19 protein-coding genes are annotated in these 16,175 nt (G+C 61.3%); 5 read left to right on the top strand and 14 right to left on the bottom strand.

Translation table 11 applies throughout. The features are described 5' to 3' along the window. Positions 1-41: 41 nt before the first annotated feature. Positions 42-1,847 (top strand): alpha/beta fold hydrolase, encoded by a 1,806-nt coding sequence (locus FSY59_RS20935; protein ID WP_148729594.1) that lies wholly within the window; start codon positions 42-44, stop codon positions 1,845-1,847. A gap of 89 nt (positions 1,848-1,936) precedes the next feature. Here FSY59_RS20935 and FSY59_RS20930 read toward each other — a convergent pair whose 3' ends face one another. The 3 genes from FSY59_RS20930 to FSY59_RS20920 all read right to left on the bottom strand — a co-directional run bounded on the left by FSY59_RS20930 (position 1,937) and on the right by FSY59_RS20920 (position 3,502). Then, positions 1,937-2,578, bottom strand: coding sequence for an FABP family protein (locus FSY59_RS20930; protein WP_043373585.1), 642 nt, complete (start codon positions 2,576-2,578; stop codon positions 1,937-1,939). A gap of 115 nt (positions 2,579-2,693) precedes the next feature. Next, a complete protein-coding gene (locus FSY59_RS20925) occupies positions 2,694-3,098 on the bottom strand; it encodes a hypothetical protein (RefSeq protein WP_029158458.1) in 405 nt (134 codons plus the stop codon). A gap of 95 nt (positions 3,099-3,193) precedes the next feature. Further along, positions 3,194-3,502 carry a hypothetical protein gene (locus FSY59_RS20920; RefSeq protein WP_019042789.1) on the bottom strand — a complete coding sequence of 103 codons (309 nt, stop codon included), beginning with the start codon at positions 3,500-3,502 and terminating at the stop codon, positions 3,194-3,196. Positions 3,503-4,393: 891 nt separating this feature from the next. Here FSY59_RS20920 and FSY59_RS20915 point away from each other — a divergent pair. Then, entirely contained in the window at positions 4,394-4,777 is a 384-nt protein-coding gene (locus tag FSY59_RS20915; RefSeq protein WP_019042787.1) for a hypothetical protein, read from the top strand. A gap of 287 nt (positions 4,778-5,064) precedes the next feature. On the opposite strand, the gene FSY59_RS20910 is transcribed toward FSY59_RS20915, so the two are convergent. The 4 genes from FSY59_RS20910 to lexA all read right to left on the bottom strand — a co-directional run bounded on the left by FSY59_RS20910 (position 5,065) and on the right by lexA (position 7,591). Further along, complete coding sequence (locus tag FSY59_RS20910) at positions 5,065-5,526, bottom strand: universal stress protein (RefSeq protein WP_019042786.1); 462 nt, start codon at positions 5,524-5,526, stop codon at positions 5,065-5,067. 133 nt (positions 5,527-5,659) lie between these two features. Beyond that, positions 5,660-5,905: a hypothetical protein gene (locus tag FSY59_RS20905; RefSeq protein WP_019042785.1), complete on the bottom strand. Its 246-nt coding sequence runs from the start codon at positions 5,903-5,905 to the stop codon at positions 5,660-5,662. 426 nt (positions 5,906-6,331) lie between these two features. After that, positions 6,332-6,742: a hypothetical protein gene (locus tag FSY59_RS20900; protein ID WP_148729593.1), complete on the bottom strand. Its 411-nt coding sequence runs from the start codon at positions 6,740-6,742 to the stop codon at positions 6,332-6,334. Between the two features lie 177 nt (positions 6,743-6,919). Then, complete coding sequence (gene lexA, locus FSY59_RS20895; protein WP_029158456.1) at positions 6,920-7,591, bottom strand: transcriptional repressor LexA; 672 nt, start codon at positions 7,589-7,591, stop codon at positions 6,920-6,922. An 82-nt stretch (positions 7,592-7,673) separates the two neighbouring features. Here lexA and FSY59_RS20890 point away from each other — a divergent pair, with 82 nt between their 5' ends. Beyond that, positions 7,674-8,657: an asparaginase gene (locus tag FSY59_RS20890; RefSeq protein ID WP_148729592.1), complete on the top strand. Its 984-nt coding sequence runs from the start codon at positions 7,674-7,676 to the stop codon at positions 8,655-8,657. Positions 8,658-8,931: 274 nt separating this feature from the next. Here FSY59_RS20890 and adk read toward each other — a convergent pair whose 3' ends face one another. The 5 genes from adk to FSY59_RS20865 all read right to left on the bottom strand — a co-directional run bounded on the left by adk (position 8,932) and on the right by FSY59_RS20865 (position 13,285). Next, a complete protein-coding gene (adk, locus tag FSY59_RS20885) occupies positions 8,932-9,588 on the bottom strand; it encodes an adenylate kinase (protein ID WP_003054002.1) in 657 nt (218 codons plus the stop codon). Positions 9,589-9,978: 390 nt separating this feature from the next. Next, positions 9,979-10,755, bottom strand: a complete 777-nt coding sequence (gene kdsB, locus FSY59_RS20880; protein WP_148729591.1) for a 3-deoxy-manno-octulosonate cytidylyltransferase — start codon at positions 10,753-10,755, stop codon at positions 9,979-9,981. A gap of 3 nt (positions 10,756-10,758) precedes the next feature. Next, on the bottom strand, positions 10,759-10,950 hold the full coding sequence (locus FSY59_RS20875) for a Trm112 family protein (RefSeq protein ID WP_003054006.1): 192 nt from the start codon (positions 10,948-10,950) through the stop codon (positions 10,759-10,761). 96 nt (positions 10,951-11,046) lie between these two features. Then, the gene (gene lpxK, locus FSY59_RS20870; protein WP_148729590.1) at positions 11,047-12,090 is read right to left on the bottom strand and encodes a tetraacyldisaccharide 4'-kinase; all 1,044 of its coding nucleotides are present in this window, start codon (positions 12,088-12,090) and stop codon (positions 11,047-11,049) included. A gap of 292 nt (positions 12,091-12,382) precedes the next feature. Next, positions 12,383-13,285, bottom strand: a complete 903-nt coding sequence (locus tag FSY59_RS20865) for a LysR family transcriptional regulator (protein WP_148729589.1) — start codon at positions 13,283-13,285, stop codon at positions 12,383-12,385. A gap of 135 nt (positions 13,286-13,420) precedes the next feature. Here FSY59_RS20865 and FSY59_RS20860 point away from each other — a divergent pair, with 135 nt between their 5' ends. Both FSY59_RS20860 and dkgB read left to right on the top strand, forming a co-directional pair. Then, positions 13,421-13,612, top strand: coding sequence for a hypothetical protein (locus FSY59_RS20860; RefSeq protein WP_148729588.1), 192 nt, complete (start codon positions 13,421-13,423; stop codon positions 13,610-13,612). A 110-nt stretch (positions 13,613-13,722) separates the two neighbouring features. Next, positions 13,723-14,529: a 2,5-didehydrogluconate reductase DkgB gene (gene dkgB, locus FSY59_RS20855; RefSeq protein WP_148729587.1), complete on the top strand. Its 807-nt coding sequence runs from the start codon at positions 13,723-13,725 to the stop codon at positions 14,527-14,529. Between the two features lie 21 nt (positions 14,530-14,550). Here the strand turns inward: dkgB and FSY59_RS20850 are convergent, their stop codons facing one another. Both FSY59_RS20850 and FSY59_RS20845 read right to left on the bottom strand, forming a co-directional pair. Further along, a complete protein-coding gene (locus FSY59_RS20850) occupies positions 14,551-15,390 on the bottom strand; it encodes a CHAD domain-containing protein (protein WP_043376568.1) in 840 nt (279 codons plus the stop codon). A gap of 202 nt (positions 15,391-15,592) precedes the next feature. Next, positions 15,593-16,153, bottom strand: coding sequence for a hypothetical protein (locus FSY59_RS20845; RefSeq protein ID WP_255439621.1), 561 nt, complete (start codon positions 16,151-16,153; stop codon positions 15,593-15,595). Between the last annotated feature and the right edge of the window lie 22 nt (positions 16,154-16,175).

Below are 16,175 nucleotides of genomic sequence, written 5' to 3'. Positions count from 1 at the left end.
TTGCTCTTGCCTGAGTTTTTCAAAAAGTAAGAGGGGGAGCAATGAAATCGATGCAATGGTTGGGGCTGGTACCGCTGGCCGTGCTGCTGGTGGCTTGTGGCGGCTCCGATGCCGAGCCTGAAACCAAAGATCCGCTGGCGGCATACAAGAACCAGAAGCTGAGCTGGGGCAGCTGCGATGCGTATTTTTCGAAGTACTCCTCGGAGGGTGCCGAGCGCTACATCAGCAAGCTCGGCAGTCGTTTGCAGTGTGCAGATATCGAGGCTCCGCTGGATTACAAGCATCCCGATGGACTGAAGATCAAGGTCTCGGCCCTCAGGGTGCAGGCCGCCGATGCCCCCGAGAAAAAGCCTCATCTGTTCTTCAATCCCGGCGGGCCCGGTGGCGATGGTCTCAACTTGTCGCTGGCATATTCCCAGATGCTTGCCGGCGGCAACCCGAATACCGCCCTCGGCGCGATCTACAAAAAGGTCAGTGAAAGCTTCAACTTCGTCGGGTTCTCGCCCAGAGGAGTCGGGGCCAGCACCAATTTGCAGTGCAGCGGCAACGAGCAGGTCTATGCGCAGGACTCCTCGGCCGACGGGGAGAACGCAGAGAACATCCGCAGAATCACTGATTCAGCCAGATACATGGCCGTCAACTGCCAGAAGAACCCGATCTCCGATTTCATCAATACCGATGCCACGGCGCGTGACATGGATCTGATGCGCCATCTGTTCGGCGACGAGAAAATGCATTACTACGGCATCTCGTATGGAACCTGGCTGGGCTTCTGGTACGCGGGTCTGTTCCCCGAGCGCGTCGGCCCCATGGTCGTCGACAGCAATATGAACTTCAGCCAGAGCATTCATGCGGCCAGCATCAGCTACGAAGTCGGCAAGATACACAGCTTTGCCAACCATATTGCTCCCTATGCCGCGCGCCACAACAGCAGCCTGGGCATGGGCACCAGCACGCAGGAGATTGTGGACAGGCTGAAAAGGCTCGCGCCACCTTTGAATCAAATGCTGGTGCAGAGCAGCTTCCGGGCCGAGCCCGACACGATTGCCAACGAGCTTCTCTATGCCCGCATGCTCATGGATGCCAGCGGCTATCTGCGCAATGGCATGCAGCCTTCCGACATTGCCAACCGGCTGCAGAACATTCAGGTCAGCACCGGTGATCCTGATGTGGATGCGAGCATTCCAGACAAGGCATCCAGCATCGGCAGCGGGATATCGATGTTGAACGATCCGCAGTACTGGACAGCGGCCGTGCCGTTTTCTGCGGACAACTCCGACTCGGTCTTCAATACGGTGGTTTGCAACGACGAACTCTTGTTGGAGCGAGATCCGGTCTACTGGGTCAACAAGGGCTTCGAGCTGGCGCGAACGCTGCCCATCGCCAACAACCGTATTGCGGGCCAGCCCTGCCTGTACTGGAAACGACAGTTGCAGTTCTCCAAGCCGTCGATGGCCAGTCTGAAGACCGCCAGGATGCTCATGGTGCAAAGCGAGTACGACGTGCCCACACCGCTGGCCGGTGCCATGGAGACCTTCGAGCAGTTGCCGGCCACCAGCATGGTTTACGTCATGAACGAAGGCAGCCATGGCCTGATGGTCTATCAGACAGAGTGCGTGGACCTGACGGTCATGAACTATCTGCTGGGCCAGGCACCAGCGCAGCGCTTGACGCAATGCCAGGGCAAGCCCTTGCCGCTGGATGCCCAGGTGCAGACATTGCAGGCACGCAGCATCAGGTCCCTGTCGACCTCAGGGCAGGAGCCCAGCAATTTCGAAGATCCGGAACTGGCTCGGACGCTGCTTGAACGCCTGCGCAAGGCCATCAGCTCTGCCTCATTGCATTGATGCAGCGCTGCGCAAGCATTGAGCTCAACCCCTCGCTGCCGGGGTCGGGGAGTGCGCGATGCTTACGACAACGTCCTGGCTATTCGCCATCAGATCTCGACTGCGGCTCTTGCCGTGGGGTTGGGCGTGGGCTCGCCGATCTTGTGCAGGGTATTGCGGTCGGTATGGGCAAAGGGCTCGCCCTGACCGGGGATGGTGAGCGTGGTTTCCTGCTCGTACGACCAGGTGCCGTCGGCGTGCTTGGTGACGGTGATGGTGTAGGCGTCGGTTCTGAAGGCGTGCTCCAGAAACGGGTTGCTGGAGATGCCGTTGACCGTGGAGCCGCGCACGGCCTTGAGGGTGAAGCTGGTGGCATCGGCCGTGGTGTTTCCCGTGGCCATGGCCGTCTGCCCGCGCGGGATGCTCAGGGTCTGGATGATGTTGCCGGTGGCAGGCTCCCACAGCCAGTAGCCGACCTGGTCGTGAAAGGTTTCCACGTCGTCGGGCTTGACGATGCGCGTGTGATAGCGCAGCCCGTAGAAGAGTTGTGGACCATTGGTCTGCGCATCAATGGGTTGCAGCTCCATGTGCTCGATGAAGGCCTGTTTTTCGGGGCCGTCAGCCTTGGGATTGATGTCCAGGCCACGCCTGCCGGTCCAGATGCCGGCCATGCCGGTGAAGGGGCCGAGGTTGGCCAGGGTGTTCGCATCGGGTGTGGGCTCGGTGTAGATGTCCTTGGGAAAGTTTTCCATATCGTGTAACGAGCTTTCACTTTGAATCTGGTGAAGCCAGTTTACAAGCCGTTGGCCAAGGTCAAATTGAGGGTAGTCAAGACGCCGGGCGCACCAGGGCTGCCGGTGAGAGCAGTCAGGTGCTTTCTTCGGTCGTGAGCGTGAAACGTGCACTCTCGCCGCGCTGGGCGGCATCACGTGTGAGATAGATCAGCACGCGGTAGCTCGCACCCCGTTCGACGCGGAAGGTACAGACGTTTTGCCTGGCCGAGCCTGCGCAAAGCGGCTGGGCATTGCCGTCCTTGAAGACGTTCATCTGGCTGGACGGATTGTTGGTGTCGAGCGTGACGGTCATGCGCTGGAAGGGCCGCGTTTCCAGTCCGTATTGCACAACCCCATTGCCCGTGATCTGGCCACTGTAGGAGTTGGTGTAGCCGCCCGGCGTCGTGAAGGCGGCCTGGGCCATCGAGCTGCTGCTGAGGTGTAGGGTCATCAGACTGAGCAGGGCAGCAGTTGCAAGCATCGGTTGGAAGCGGGTCATGCAACTCTCCTGAAGGTGCTGGACAGGATGGCGCCCCTGGCGCTGCGGCAGGTGTCCATGCCGACAGCCGGGCCGCCATCCCCCACTGCTGCGCCCTAGCGGCAGGAGACATTGCGCCAGCTGAATTTGCCGTCATTGAAGAACTCTGTCCATACCGACATGATGGGAGCCTGGCGGTAAGAAAACGTAATCTGGTTAGGGATCTTCGGCCCCAGCGCAGCGGGCTGGCCGTTCTTGTCGAAGACCTTGACGATGAAGAGCGTGACGCCGCCGTCTTCGTCGGTGTTGAGAACGACCCGGTAGTCCTTGGTGAAGATATCCCAGTCGAATTGCTTGGTCACATAGGTGTGCAGCCGGACAAAGGCGCGATTCGCGTTCTTGGCGGCAGGATTAACTTTTCTCATGTTCACACTCCCAGTTGCTCAACCACATGCCGCAGAACCTGCGAGCTGACATTTCTTTGCATTTGAGTGATGTTGTATCAAGCGGATGTAAGTAAGTATGTAGGCACTTACAGATCGCGCCGATGGATAGCTCTGATCCCGTTTGTGAGCTTGCAGGAAGCCCGGAGGCAGCACTTTGCCGGTGCGGCTGTCATCTTTTCTTGATGAAGTAAGCGTGCTAAGTAACGGAGTAAAAGATAGTTTTTATTAATTGAGTGAAGCCTGTGCAGATGTGGAAATCCGCTCTGCATTCCAGGGCCGAGAAGCGAACCCGAACGGGTGGTATGTCGATGTCCGCGAACAGAATTCGCGGCTTGAATCGCTTGGTTGCCTGTCTCGATTCGAGCAAGAAAAACGTGGCTGGGCTGCGCTGGCCCCGGGTGCTGCGACATAGGACTTCGAAGCAGGGGACGCTGGCTTCATCCAGCTGTTTTCTGCTCATGCCGCTGTCCTGAGTCGTGGGGGCAGTGTCGGCATGGGCCGCTGAATCGGCTCGCATTGCCGGATCGCCCATCCAGGAAGCCACCACGCGCAAGCTGATTGCCTTGGAGCACTCCGGTTGGCACGACTGAGCCGGTACAGCCACTACCGATCAGGGCGCAGAGTTAGGCCTGGTCGATGCGTCCATCGAGGCATTGACATGACGGATACGGCAGCCCGAGACCGCAGATTCCTAGGGTTTCACCGGGCCGGCTCTCTTGATCCAGCTATTGACAGCCTTAAACCCTGAGCCTATTGGTGATGTGTATTTTGTTTCAGACGAAGTTTTAGGTAAATTGTGCGTAGGAAAATTCTGAAAGTGATGTGCAAATGGCGATTTAGCCTGGTGCGCTATTGAATTCAAGAAAACTCATGCCTCACCACCTGCAATACACCTTTGCCTCCCGTCTGGATGCCTGGATCAGGCATATGAAGATGGCCAAGCCGTGCCATACGCAGCAGATGGCCTATGAGCTGGTGATCGACAGCTGGGTGCATGTCAACGCGGAGCTCGGCGCTTCACCGGAGTTCCTGAGGGCTTTGCGTCGGCGCCGCCTGTGCGAGGAGCATGGCTGGCGGGGCGTGAATACCAGCGTGGCACATTGGGATCTGGACGATGACCGGACGGTGCGGATCTATCTGCACGAAGACGGCTCCATCGTGGTGCAGCAAATGGATTCGCAGAATCTCCAGATCCTGTTCACCTTGCCCGGGCATCGAGAGCGCTTGGGTGAGACATCGGCACGATGTGCCTAGCACCCAAAAAGATGCCCGCGCAAGGCGGGCAAGTTTCGGGGTCCCTTCGATTCCGTTCTGCAGCTCACACAGTCAATGCATTTGAATAGTTGGCAGAGGCTCCAGCCTCGGTTGCCGTTTATCGCTCTTGCACTGTTGCTGACGCGTTTGAACGGTCGACAGGTTGCCCCATCGGGTGCGGCCGGCAGCTTGGGCTGGCTGGCCTGCATTGCTAAGCAGTCATGGTCTATCGGTGGTCGGCGTCCATGCGTGCAACGATAGATCCGCTGCCTGATATTTTGTGCTCCTTAGTGATTGCCGGTTGAGGCGGGCCGGTGCACCAGCACCGGGACATGGCTGTGCGTCAGAACGCGCTGGGTTTCGCTGCCCAGCAAGATTCCGCCTATGCCTTTGCGGCCATGGGAGGCCATGCAGATCAGGTCGCATTGCAGTTCCTGGGCCTGCTGAACAATGGCTTGGTAAACAGAAGCGTGAGTGACTCGCACGAAGTTGCAGGGCACGCCTTCAGGCCTGGCGATCTGGTCGACAAACTGCAGGGCCGCATCGGCATCGCTGTTGGCACTGCGCTCGAATTCCGCACTGTTATAGGTCAGCAGGGCATCCGCGCCATAGATGATGGCGCGGTAATCGGGCATGACATACAGGCCGGTCACCTTGGCGCCTTGCTCACGCGCCAGCAGAACGCCTGCGCGCACGGCTGCCTCGGACAGTTTGGTGCCATCGGTGGGAATGAGCAGGTGCTTGAACATGTTCAATCTCCTGATACCGGAAGATGTCCCGGAATGCCAATTTATTCCAATATTTCAGGCTGCGCAATGTTCAGAACCTTGTCTGGAGCAGGGCGATGAACGCAGGGGAATTCTGCCCAGGCCAAGACATGGCTTATTCCTCCGGTGAAGCCGGAACGCGATTGAGGATCTCGCCAGTGGCTTCCATCTCGAACTGCTGGGGATTGAGCCAGTTGACCTTCTGGTGATCGGAGGTTTCGAAGTAAATGGCAGACGGGCGTATGGAGACGCCATGCGGCATGTCGACTTCGTCAAAACTCTGATAGACCAGAATCAGACGCAGGTTGCCGTTGGCGTCCTTGGCCTGTATGTGCTGCAAGAGCTTGCGGTAGGCACTCATAGGACGCCCTCGTTGACATGTGTGTATGAATGTTTCCACTGTCGAGAAGGTGCCGCAATACCCTGATCCGGGTACTGCGATCGCGGATATTCGCGCCTGACAAGGAGTTTTGTCGCTTGCGGGCTGCTGCAAAAGGCGTTTCTGCAGGCAGGAGCAGCCTGAACGTCCGGCAAGAAATTTACATGGCGATCCAGATCGTTTGGCGCCGACGAAATGAAGTTTTTCGTCGCGGTACTGGCGGCAGTGGCATCTCGCGCCATCTGTCGATCAACGGGGCAGAAACTTCAGAGAGCGCCTGCGGCCCACAGCGAGTCAGCGAGTCAGCCAGTCAGGCGGGCATATGGAAGCCTTGCTGCATCAGTTGCAGGTCTGTCGCGACTCGCGCTTGCGCTGCATGAGCGCAGTGAGCCCAAGCTCGTCGTGCTTTCAGGCCTGCCGGGCTGCCTGCTCATTGAGAACCATGCGTTCCAACGCTGCGCAGACATCGGCCATGCGCCCGGAGATCAGCAGGCATTCGGGTTGCTTGCGTGGTTCACGCTGAACGATTTTGAGCAGCCGTGCAGAGGGGGGCTGCACCGCCTCGGCGGTGATGGGCGAGGTGGTGACCAAGGTCCGAGGATGAAGCACGCGGCTGCCAAGGCGGCTGCGGCCGCGATTGGCGCGCATGACCGGAATGCTGATCTGCGCCGCCTTGGGGCGATGGGCCTTGCAGGAGGCAGTCTCTGTGGCGGCCGCGCTTGCTTCGCCGGAATGGAAGTCCGGGGTGAGAGGATGCAAGGACGACAGGCTTTTCAGTGTCCGGCGAGTCAAAGACTGCAGTGATGTGGCGAATCCCATTTGACAACTCCTCTTGATGACCTTGCGGCATGGATAAGGGCAGGATTGCGTGCTTCAGGCAAAGCTCCGCCCAGGGCGAGGCTAGGCAGCCTCGCGCCTACCACCTGGGCTCGAGAGGGAAACAGGCTTGAGGCACCTCCTGTACGCAGACGGAGATGTCGGCAGGCCGCCTGGCCGCTACATGAACATGCTGTTGCGGATCAGGCCTACGGCCAGGCCTTCGATGGCGAATGGCTCTTCAGGCGAGACGTGAATGATCTTGTAGTCGGGGTTTTCGGGCAGCAGCTCGATGCCCTGCGGCGTACGCTTGAAGCGCTTGACGGTCACGTCATCACCGAGACGGGCCACCACAATCTGGCCGTTGCGCGCTTCATGCGTGGCCTGTACCGCCAGCAGGTCGCCGTCCATGATGCCGGCATCACGCATGGACATGCCGCGCACCTTGAGCAGGTAGTCGGGCTTGGCGGCAAACAGGCTGGGCTCGACCGAATAGCTTTGATCGATATGTTCCTGGGCCAGAATAGGCGAGCCGGCCGCGACGCGGCCGACCAGGGGCAGCACCAGCGGAGCCAGGGCCGTGAGCGGCAGCGCAAAGCTGGCACCGCGTGCCGCATTGATGGTGCGCACGGTGTCGGCGCGCAGGCGAATGCCGCGCGATGTGCCGCTGACCAGATCGATGACGCCCTTGCGGGCCAGTGCCTGCAAATGCTCTTCTGCAGCATTGGCCGACTTGAAGCCGAAGGTGCTGGCAATCTCGGCCCGGGTAGGGGGCGCACCCGTGCGAGCGATGGTGGACTGGATGAGGTCCAGAATCTGCTGCTGGCGGGGAGTGAGCTTGGGGTGGTCCATGGGCATTCCTTGATCGATCGATGATGAATACTGTGTGTTCATCCAGTACCTGTATTTTTAATCAGTTTAAAGAGGACTGCAAGTGGAACGTGACAAAAAAATCGTCATCCTGGGCACGGGCGGCACGATTGCCGGTGTCGCCGAGCAGGCTGGCACCAGCGTGGGCTACCGCGCGGCCCAGCTGGGCGTGGCTCAGCTGCTGCAGGCCGTGCCGGACCTGGAGCGCGTTGCTGCCGCGTCGCTGCAGGCGGAGCAGCTGGCTCAGCTGGACAGCAAGGATATGGATCACGCCACCTGGCATGCGCTCGCGCTGCGCTGTGCCGAGCTGCTCGCGCGTGATGATGTGAGCGGCATCGTGATCACCCACGGCACCGACACCCTGGAGGAAACCGCCTGGTTTCTGCAGTGTGTTCTGTGCCCGGCAAAGCCCGTGGTGCTGACCTGTGCCATGCGCCCGGCCACAGCCATCTCGGCCGACGGCCCTGGCAATCTGCGTGATGCCGTGGCCTGTGCGGCCGATGCACAGGCCGCTGGCCGGGGCGTGCTGGCGGTGGTGGCGGGCAGGGTGTTCAGCGCACGCCAGGTGCGCAAGGTGCATCCTTACCGTGTGGATGCCTTTGACGGAAGCGGCGCGGGTCCGCAGGGCTGGGTGGAAGAGGGGCGACTGCGCTGGGCAACGGGTGGGCTGCCGAGGGCTGCCGCGGCTGGCTCGTCTGCAATCGCTTTACCGCCCGCAGGTCAATGGCCCCAGGTGGAGCTGCTGCACAGCCATGCGGGCTGCAACAGTGCCGTGGCGCTGGCGGTGATGCAGGCCTGGCATGCGGCGTGCGTGCGTGGCGTGGTGGTGGTGGGCACGGGCAACGGCACGGTCCATCAGGCATTGGGGCCAGCCCTGGACTGGGCGCAGGCGCAGGGCATGGTTTTGCGCATCACGACCCGGTGCGAGGAGGGGCAGGTGGTGCAGGCTCAGGGTGCACCGGATGACCGTGCGGGCAGCCTGCCGGCGGCCAAGGCCAGAATCAGCCTGATGCTGGAGTTGATGGGCTGGCCTCGCGCATTGGGTTGATGCTCTTATTCTGAGAGCTTCTATCCTTCGTGATACCTGGAATCTTGGATGTTTTTTGCCTAAGAATCAATGAATATGAGCGTAGATAGCTATGAATATTGATGGCAGCAACTCCACCACGGTGCAGTTTGCCCGCATCGGATGGATTCCGGCCGAACGGCAGGGGCCTTGAGGCTCGAGAACAAAAAAGGCCGGTGAAGACACCGGCCTTTTTGCCCAGAGATGCCCGACCGCCAAAAGTCGGCAAGGCTCCATGAGCGAGTGATCAGGGCGATCAGGAAGCCAGGGCGGCCAGAGCGCGCTCGGTGATTTCTTCCACGCTACCTGTGCCGCTGATGGCACGGTACTTGGGGGCCGCTGCTGCGTCGGCCTTGGCCCAGTTGCTGTAGTAGTCCACCAGAGGACGGGTCTGGTTGCTGTAGACGTCCAGGCGCTTCTTGACGGTTTCTTCTTTGTCGTCTTCGCGCTGCACCAGGTCTTCACCGGTCACATCGTCCTTGCCTTCCACCTTGGGAGGGTTGAACTTGACGTGGTAGGTGCGGCCCGAGGCGGGGTGGCTGCGGCGGCCGCTCATGCGTTCGATGATGGCGTCGAAGGGCACATCGATTTCCAGCACATAGTCCAGCTTCACGCCGGCGGCCTTCATGGCGTCGGCCTGGGGGATGGTGCGGGGGAAGCCGTCAAACAGGAAACCCTTGGCGCAGTCGGGCTGGGCAATGCGTTCCTTGACCAGGTTGATGATCAGATCGTCGCTGACCAGCTGGCCGGCGTCCATCACGGCCTTGGCTTGCAGACCCAGAGGGGTGCCAGCCTTGACGGCGGCGCGCAGCATGTCGCCCGTGGAGATTTGAGGGATACCGTACTTTTGGCAAATGAAGGCCGCCTGAGTGCCTTTGCCGGCGCCGGGTGCACCCAACAAAATCAGTTTCATGGAAATCCTTGAGGAGAGTAGAAATTCTTGCTGGCCCAGGCAGACGGGTGGTCGTCCGTAGTCCCCGGGCCGTATTTTTTCGCGGGCAAGGATAGCACGCACAAGACCAACACAGGCTTACACAATTCAGTCAAGGCTGTCACAAGCGCGGCCAATTGAAGGCATGTATCCGCTGCAAACGCGATTGCTGTAGTTGTAATCCAGATGCCGAAGCCGTTACATATGCTATTCGGACTATGCGGAAAGTATAGCGATCGGCGCTTTCCTGGACTGGCCCAGGGCCCTTTGGGATGGCGCACGCCGACAGGGCTGCTGCCGGCTTGATGCGTGAGCAGCCCTGGACGAAGACGGCCTGCGCACCGGTGTCGCCAAGGTGCGCAGGTCTTTTACTCAGACAGCAAAAACAGCGCGCACGCGCTCAAGGTCTTCAGGCGTGTCTACGCCGGCACCCGGTGCATCGGGCGTGATATGCACGGCAATGCGGTGGCCGTGCCAGAGGGCGCGCAACTGCTCCAGCTGTTCCATGGCTTCGGTCGGCGCGGGTGCCAGTTGTGGGAACTCGCGCAGAAAACCGGCCTTGTAGCTATAGATGCCAATATGGCGCAGCGGTGTGAAACCCGTGTGACCGGCCTTGGGGGCCGCCGTCTGCCACCAGGCTTCATCGCCGTTGTCGCGCGAGAAAGGGATGGGCGCGCGGCTGAAATAGCTGGCCAGACCCTTGGCGTCACAGACCACTTTCACCACATTGGGGTTGCGGTAATCCGTCAGGCTATCAATGGGATGGGCGGCCGTGCCCATGCTGGCTTCGGGGCGGGCCAGCAGCAGTTGCGCCACGGCCTCGATGAGCTTGGGGTCGATCAGCGGCTCATCGCCCTGCACATTGACGACCACATCATCGCCGGACAGGCCCAGTTGCGCACAGGCTTCGGCCAGACGGTCGCTGCCGCTGGGATGATTCTTGCGTGTCAGGATGGCCTGGACGCCATGCCGGGCGCAGGCCGCCACAATGCTTTCGTCGTCGGCCGCCACCACGCAGCGGGCTGCGCCGGCCAGAGCCGCACGCCGGGCCACGCGTACCACCATGGGCAGGCCGGCAATATCGGCCAGCGGCTTGCCGGGCAGACGGGTCGAGGACAGACGGGCCGGGATCAGTACCGTATAGCTCATGGCTTATTGCTTTTCTTCTTCCAGCTCGTCGTCGGACAGGGTGCGGGCTTCGTTTTCCAGCAGCACCGGGATGCCGTCGCGCACCGGGTAGGCCAGGCGCGCGCTGTGGCTGATCAGTTCCTGATGCTCGCGGTCAAAGCGCAGCGGGCCCTTGGTGACGGGGCAGACCAGCAGTTCGAGAAGTTTGGCGTCCATGGAATATTCCTGCAAAACGGGATGAGGGCGCCAGCAGGGGCTGGCGCTGCAAAAAAGGGGTGATCAGCCGGGACCGATCCATAGGCTCAATGATAGTCAGGCTGGCTTGCCATCCCGGCGAATATTGGCGTTGGCCTTGGCCAGCTGCGCATCCAGCAGTTCCCAGAAGGCCTGCGGCAGCTGCAGCTGCAGGGGTATGGCCCAGGCTTCGGGATGCCTGCGCCAGAGCTTGACGGCGTCTTTTTCGGTGCAAATCAAGGGCTTGTCGTTTTCCAGCTTGCGCGAGAAGCTCTCGAAATCATAGTGATCGGGCAAGGCCTGGGTTGCTGCCGCAGTGATGCCCTGGGCGGCCAGCATGGCAAAAAAGGACTCGGGGCGTGCCACGGCGGCCACGGCCTCCGGGCTCTGGTCAGCCAGGCTGCGCAGCGGGATGCTCTGGCCATGGCCGTTGTAGGCGGTATCGGCCAGGTTGCGCTGCAACGCGAACGTCGGGGCCGTGCCCGGCGGCCTGGGCGGCCGGCCCGCATGCAGTGTGGCCGTCACCGGGCGGGGCCAGGGCTCGCGCAATGGGCCTGCGGGCAGCAGAAAGCCGTTTCCGACACCTTCATCATTGAAGACGCACAGCTCGACATCGCGTGCCAGGGCCAGATGTTGCAGGCCGTCGTCGCTCACGATCACATCGACCTGCGGGTAGCGCTGGCGCAGCGCTTGCGCTGCCTCCAGACGTCTGGAGGCGACAAAGACCGGCACGCCGGTGCTGCGCGCCAGCAGGGCGGGCTCGTCGCCGACTTCGCTGGCGGGGCTGTCCGGCAGGGCCTCGCGGCAATCCTGCCCGCTCTCGATCCTGCGGCCATAACCGCGCGAGATGATGGCCGGCTGCCAGCCCCTGGCTTTGAGGTGGGCCACCACGGCCTGCGTCACGGGTGTCTTGCCCGCGCCGCCTGCAATCACATTGCCGACGACGATGACCGGCAGCCCCGTGCTTTGCTGGCGGCTGCGCATGCGCCGTGCGTTCCAGGCCTGCAGCAATCCATAGAGTCGCGACAGCGGCCACAGCAGCCAGGCACCCGCTCCACGCTGGCGCCAGAGGGCGCGCAAGCCATGTTGCGAGGAGGATGCTTGGACGGTGTTTTGAGGCATAGGGGTTCGGATCATACGGGCGCGGCCGGAGTTCCCGCAGCCAATCGGCCTGTGATGCGCAAATACCTGGGCCCTGATCCCGGCAGCCTGAGGTCAGAAGCTGCCAAGGAGGCGAGCCAGCGCCTCGATGACGGCAAGGGCTGCAGGGCAAGGCGGAAGGCCTGATTCTGCCGTCCAGCCATGGAGTGCCCTGCTGCGGCGTTACAGCCTCGCTGCAAGTGCTGCGCTGCCGGCCCATAGCGCAGCCTCACCGCGATACAGGTACGGCAGCCGCCGCGCCGGCTCGGGCCGCTCAGGTCTCGAACGGGCGGCTGCCCAGCGTTTCCACCACATGGTCCACAAAGCAGGTGATGCGCGCCGCCAGTGCGGTGTTTCGATAGTAGACCGCATTGACGGGCTGGCAGATGTCCAGCGTCTGCTTGCCGAACAGCTGCACCAGATTTCCTTGCTCGCGGTCTGCGCGGGTCATGAAGTCCGACAGGCAGACGATGCCCAGGCCGCCCAGCGCCATGTGCCTCAGTGTCTCGCCGCTGGAAGACGCAATGTCCGGGCGAATGTGCACGGCGTTGCCGTCGGCGTCGCGCAGCGGCCAGTCATTGAGCGATTCGGGCTGGGTAAAGCCCAGCAGGCTGTGCTGGCTGAGCTGTGCCGCACTGGCGGGCATGCCGTGGCGCTTGAGATAGGCCGGGCTGGCCAGCACGCGTATGCGGCTGATGCCCACAGGGCGGGCATGGAGGGTGGAGTCCTTGAGCACGCCGATGCGGAATGCCACGTCGGTGCGCCTTTCGAGCAGGTCGATGATGCCTTCGTTGGAGTTCAGCTCCAGCTCCACCTCGGGGTAGCGCGCACGAAATCCTGCAATCAGCGGCACCAGCACATGCAGCATGAAGGGCGTGGCTGCATCGACACGCAACCTTCCCGCCGGACGCATGCGTCGCGCGGCCATCAACTCCTCCGCTTCGTCGACCGATGCAAGAATGGCGCGGGCGTGCTGCAAGAAAGTGGTGCCTTCCTCGGTCAGCGCCAGGCGTCTGGTGGTGCGGCGCAGCAGCGTGGTCTGCAGCTTTTCTTCCAGCCGCCCCAGCGTGCGGCTGGTGGCTGAAATCGTCAGGCCCAGCAGTTCCGACGCGGCCGTGATGGACCCCGTGTCCACGACGGCCACAAAGGCCTGCAGTTCGTCGAGCGTGGTCTTCATTGTTGAATTCGGTTCAAGAAAAAATGGGGGATACCAAGCTTGATCTGCAAATATTAATCGAGGACACCGCGCCGCAAACCTGTCCGTGGTTCTGTTGGTCGCCCTGGTCAACGGCGTGTTGCCGGATTCACCTCCATGGAACTGACGCCAGTGATTGCCGATGGCGCGCAGGCCCGTGTTCCGCAGCTTCCCGCAGCGGGCATGGGGCTCAAGTCGGGCCGGGTGCGTGCGGTAATCACAGATCATGAAAATTGGCGGCGGCTGCTGCAAGATTCTGGTTCTATATTTGATTTGATTTCAAGAGTATTTGTGAAATACAAGGCTTAATCCGCGAATATGAACGCGGCAAACTTCAGGCATCGGGAAAGCCGGTACGGCCAGCAGACATGCAGGCTCCGGACGGGCTGCTGCCCTCAATCTCATTCAGGAGTGATTTCATGAGCCCTATTCCTTCCTTCGGCGTCGGTACTTTCCGCCTCAACGGTCAGGTCGTGATCGATTCCGTGCGCAACGCACTCGATGTGGGTTACCGCGCGGTCGACACAGCCCAGATCTATGGCAACGAAGCTGAAGTCGGTCAGGCGATTGCCGACAGCGGTGTGGCGCGCAGCGATCTGTTTGTGACCACCAAGATCTGGACCGACAACTACAGCCGCGCCAAGCTGATCCCCAGCCTGCAGGACAGCCTCAAGAAACTGCGTTGCGATTATGTGGACCTGACCCTGATCCACTGGCCCGCACCTGGAAACGGCGTGGAGCTGTCCGAGTACATGGAAGCCCTGGCCGAAGCCAAGGCCCGGGGCCTGACCCGCCAGATCGGTATCTCCAACTTCAATATCGAGCTGACCCGCCAGGCCATCGCCGCCGTGGGCCAGGGCGAGATTGCCACCAACCAGATCGAGCTGAGTCCCTATCTGCAAGGCCGCAAGCTGACGGCCTTCCTCAAGGAGCAGGGCATTCAGGTCACTTCCTACATGACTCTGGCCTACGGCAAGGTGCTCAAGGATCCGGTGCTGGCGCAGATCGCGGCCAAGCACCAGGCCACGGTGGCGCAGGTGGCGCTGGCCTGGGCGCTGCAGCTGGGGTATGCGGTGATTCCGTCGTCCACCAAGCGTGAGAACCTTGCGAGCAATCTGCTGGCGCGCGATCTGAAGCTGGACGTCGATGACATGGCGCTGATCGCGGCGCTGGAGCGCAACGGGCGCGAAGTCAGCCCTGAGGGCCTGGCTCCTGTCTGGGACTGATAACGGCGCCGTCATGAGCGCTCAAGCCTGCTTGAGCGTCCGATCCTTGCGCAGCAGGCAGGAGAGGGCGCTCAGGCGGTTCTTGCGTTTCTTTCTGAGCCAGCGTCTTATTTGTTTCGCCTGATGCGCAGAAGGGATCAGGTGCGGGTTCTGCCTGAGCAGGCTTTCGCTGACAGCAAGGTCATTCAGCTCGCCAAGCGGCTGCTGGATTTTCTGCAGCCGCTTGAGCAAGTGGCGATGGTCTGCGGGCAGCAAGGGCCCGAACAGCTCCAGCAGATAACGTGTTTTCTTGCCGGCCTTTCTGACATCGTGAAAGGCTTCAAGGTCTGGCCTGCCGGCGGTGATCGCCCGCTTGGTGCGTCGGCGCAGCTGTCTCGCTGCCTGCGCAACCCGGGCCTGTGCAAGAGCTCGCAGTCGCGGCTGGCCGGACCCAGGGCCCAAGCTGGCCGACGTTTGCGCCAGCGCTTCCTGCAATCGTGTCTGTATATGGGGGGGCGAAAGGTTTTCCCGGCCAGCCTGCAGAGCGGATTCGCGGGCGGTCGATAGGGCCGCAATGCCGGCTGCGCTGCATTTGTCGTTACGTCTCAGCAGCTCGATCAAAATGTCGTAATCGCGGGCCATGCCTGCTGCGTTGGCAATCGATTTCAGGCTGCTGCGCTGCCGTGCATACTCTCTTGCCTCCATCAGAGGCCGGTAAAACCACCACAGCGTCAGCAGGCTGCGCAAGGTGACGCGCAACTGATGGATCCCCTCGACGTCAGGTACCCGTGCAATGTCCCTGGCCTGTTCGACTGCCGAGTCGACGAGCGGGGTTGCGAGAGCTGAAAACGCCGCTTTGGCGCCGGTTTTGCCTTTGCCCATACGAACTCCCCGTGCTGTTGTCATGGGGCTGCGACAGGCGGCGACGCGCAATGCGGTGCGGTAATCGCCGATGTCCGCCACAGTGTGCCATGTTCCGTGCCTCTGGCCGTATGGGGAACTCTGCCTGAATTCCGGCAGCTGTGTGTGCAGATCGGCAGCGGCTCGGGTTGCGAAGAGCCTGAACATGCGCCTGAAGATCAGGCTATGGCAGATGGGCGACGAACACCGCCAAGCTCAACGCCGGCTCCTCACAGAGGTCATCGGGCGCAGCCTGGTCTGGCCCAGGCTGGCCCCACTCGGCATTGAGCCAGTCCTTTTCGACAATATCTGCTGCAATGGATGCAAGCTTCGCTCCGGGGTCGACAGCGCAGCCGAAAGGCAGCCGGCCATGCGCGGCGGATACAAGGCTGAAGCGCAGCTGCCTGGTCTGTGCCTCATGCCAGCAATAGAAAAGCATGGGTGCATTTCCACCCAATTGCTCCTGTCTGGCTGCCACGACCTGCCCGATGAAATCGGCAAGGGCTTCAGCGCTGATGCCCAGAGACTCCTCATCGTCTGGAGAAAAGCACCATGGATTGGACGATGCTTCGTGGTTGATGTCGGTGGCATCGACGACGATCTCGTCATCGCGCGCCATGGACAGCCATCGTCTTAATGTCGGCGAATCTTGCATGGGGTCGGTGGGGTGTGGAGCCGAAGCGGCTTGTGCGTGTGATATGTGTGATGGCGTTGTGCCGAAGAGGCGACTGATCAATACATCCAAGAAAGCCTGGTAGCCAGCTGCG

The sequence above is a fragment of the Comamonas sp. Z3 genome, assembly GCF_008121565.1.
In the GTDB taxonomy this organism is placed as follows: domain Bacteria; phylum Pseudomonadota; class Gammaproteobacteria; order Burkholderiales; family Burkholderiaceae_C; genus Comamonas; species Comamonas brasiliensis.
The sequence above is the reverse complement of the archived record's forward strand: the minus strand, read 5'-3'. Positions and strand labels throughout refer to the sequence as shown.

Coding starts and splice junctions, on each gene's coding strand:
- lexA (WP_029158456.1), bottom strand. CDS start 7,591: ATGGACCACCCCAAGCTCACTCCCCGCCAGCAGCAGATTCTGGACCTC.
- FSY59_RS20935 (WP_148729594.1), top strand. CDS start 42: ATGAAATCGATGCAATGGTTGGGGCTGGTACCGCTGGCCGTGCTGCTG.
- FSY59_RS20905 (WP_019042785.1), bottom strand. CDS start 5,905: ATGAGTGCCTACCGCAAGCTCTTGCAGCACATACAGGCCAAGGACGCC.
- FSY59_RS20910 (WP_019042786.1), bottom strand. CDS start 5,526: ATGTTCAAGCACCTGCTCATTCCCACCGATGGCACCAAACTGTCCGAG.
- FSY59_RS20915 (WP_019042787.1), top strand. CDS start 4,394: ATGCCTCACCACCTGCAATACACCTTTGCCTCCCGTCTGGATGCCTGG.
- FSY59_RS20860 (WP_148729588.1), top strand. CDS start 13,421: ATGGAACTGACGCCAGTGATTGCCGATGGCGCGCAGGCCCGTGTTCCG.
- FSY59_RS20930 (WP_043373585.1), bottom strand. CDS start 2,578: ATGGAAAACTTTCCCAAGGACATCTACACCGAGCCCACACCCGATGCG.
- dkgB (WP_148729587.1), top strand. CDS start 13,723: ATGAGCCCTATTCCTTCCTTCGGCGTCGGTACTTTCCGCCTCAACGGT.
- FSY59_RS20925 (WP_029158458.1), bottom strand. CDS start 3,098: ATGACCCGCTTCCAACCGATGCTTGCAACTGCTGCCCTGCTCAGTCTG.
- FSY59_RS20865 (WP_148729589.1), bottom strand. CDS start 13,285: ATGAAGACCACGCTCGACGAACTGCAGGCCTTTGTGGCCGTCGTGGAC.
- FSY59_RS20900 (WP_148729593.1), bottom strand. CDS start 6,742: ATGGGATTCGCCACATCACTGCAGTCTTTGACTCGCCGGACACTGAAA.
- lpxK (WP_148729590.1), bottom strand. CDS start 12,090: ATGCCTCAAAACACCGTCCAAGCATCCTCCTCGCAACATGGCTTGCGC.
- FSY59_RS20850 (WP_043376568.1), bottom strand. CDS start 15,390: ATGGGCAAAGGCAAAACCGGCGCCAAAGCGGCGTTTTCAGCTCTCGCA.
- FSY59_RS20875 (WP_003054006.1), bottom strand. CDS start 10,950: ATGGACGCCAAACTTCTCGAACTGCTGGTCTGCCCCGTCACCAAGGGC.
- kdsB (WP_148729591.1), bottom strand. CDS start 10,755: ATGAGCTATACGGTACTGATCCCGGCCCGTCTGTCCTCGACCCGTCTG.
- adk (WP_003054002.1), bottom strand. CDS start 9,588: ATGAAACTGATTTTGTTGGGTGCACCCGGCGCCGGCAAAGGCACTCAG.
- FSY59_RS20920 (WP_019042789.1), bottom strand. CDS start 3,502: ATGAGAAAAGTTAATCCTGCCGCCAAGAACGCGAATCGCGCCTTTGTC.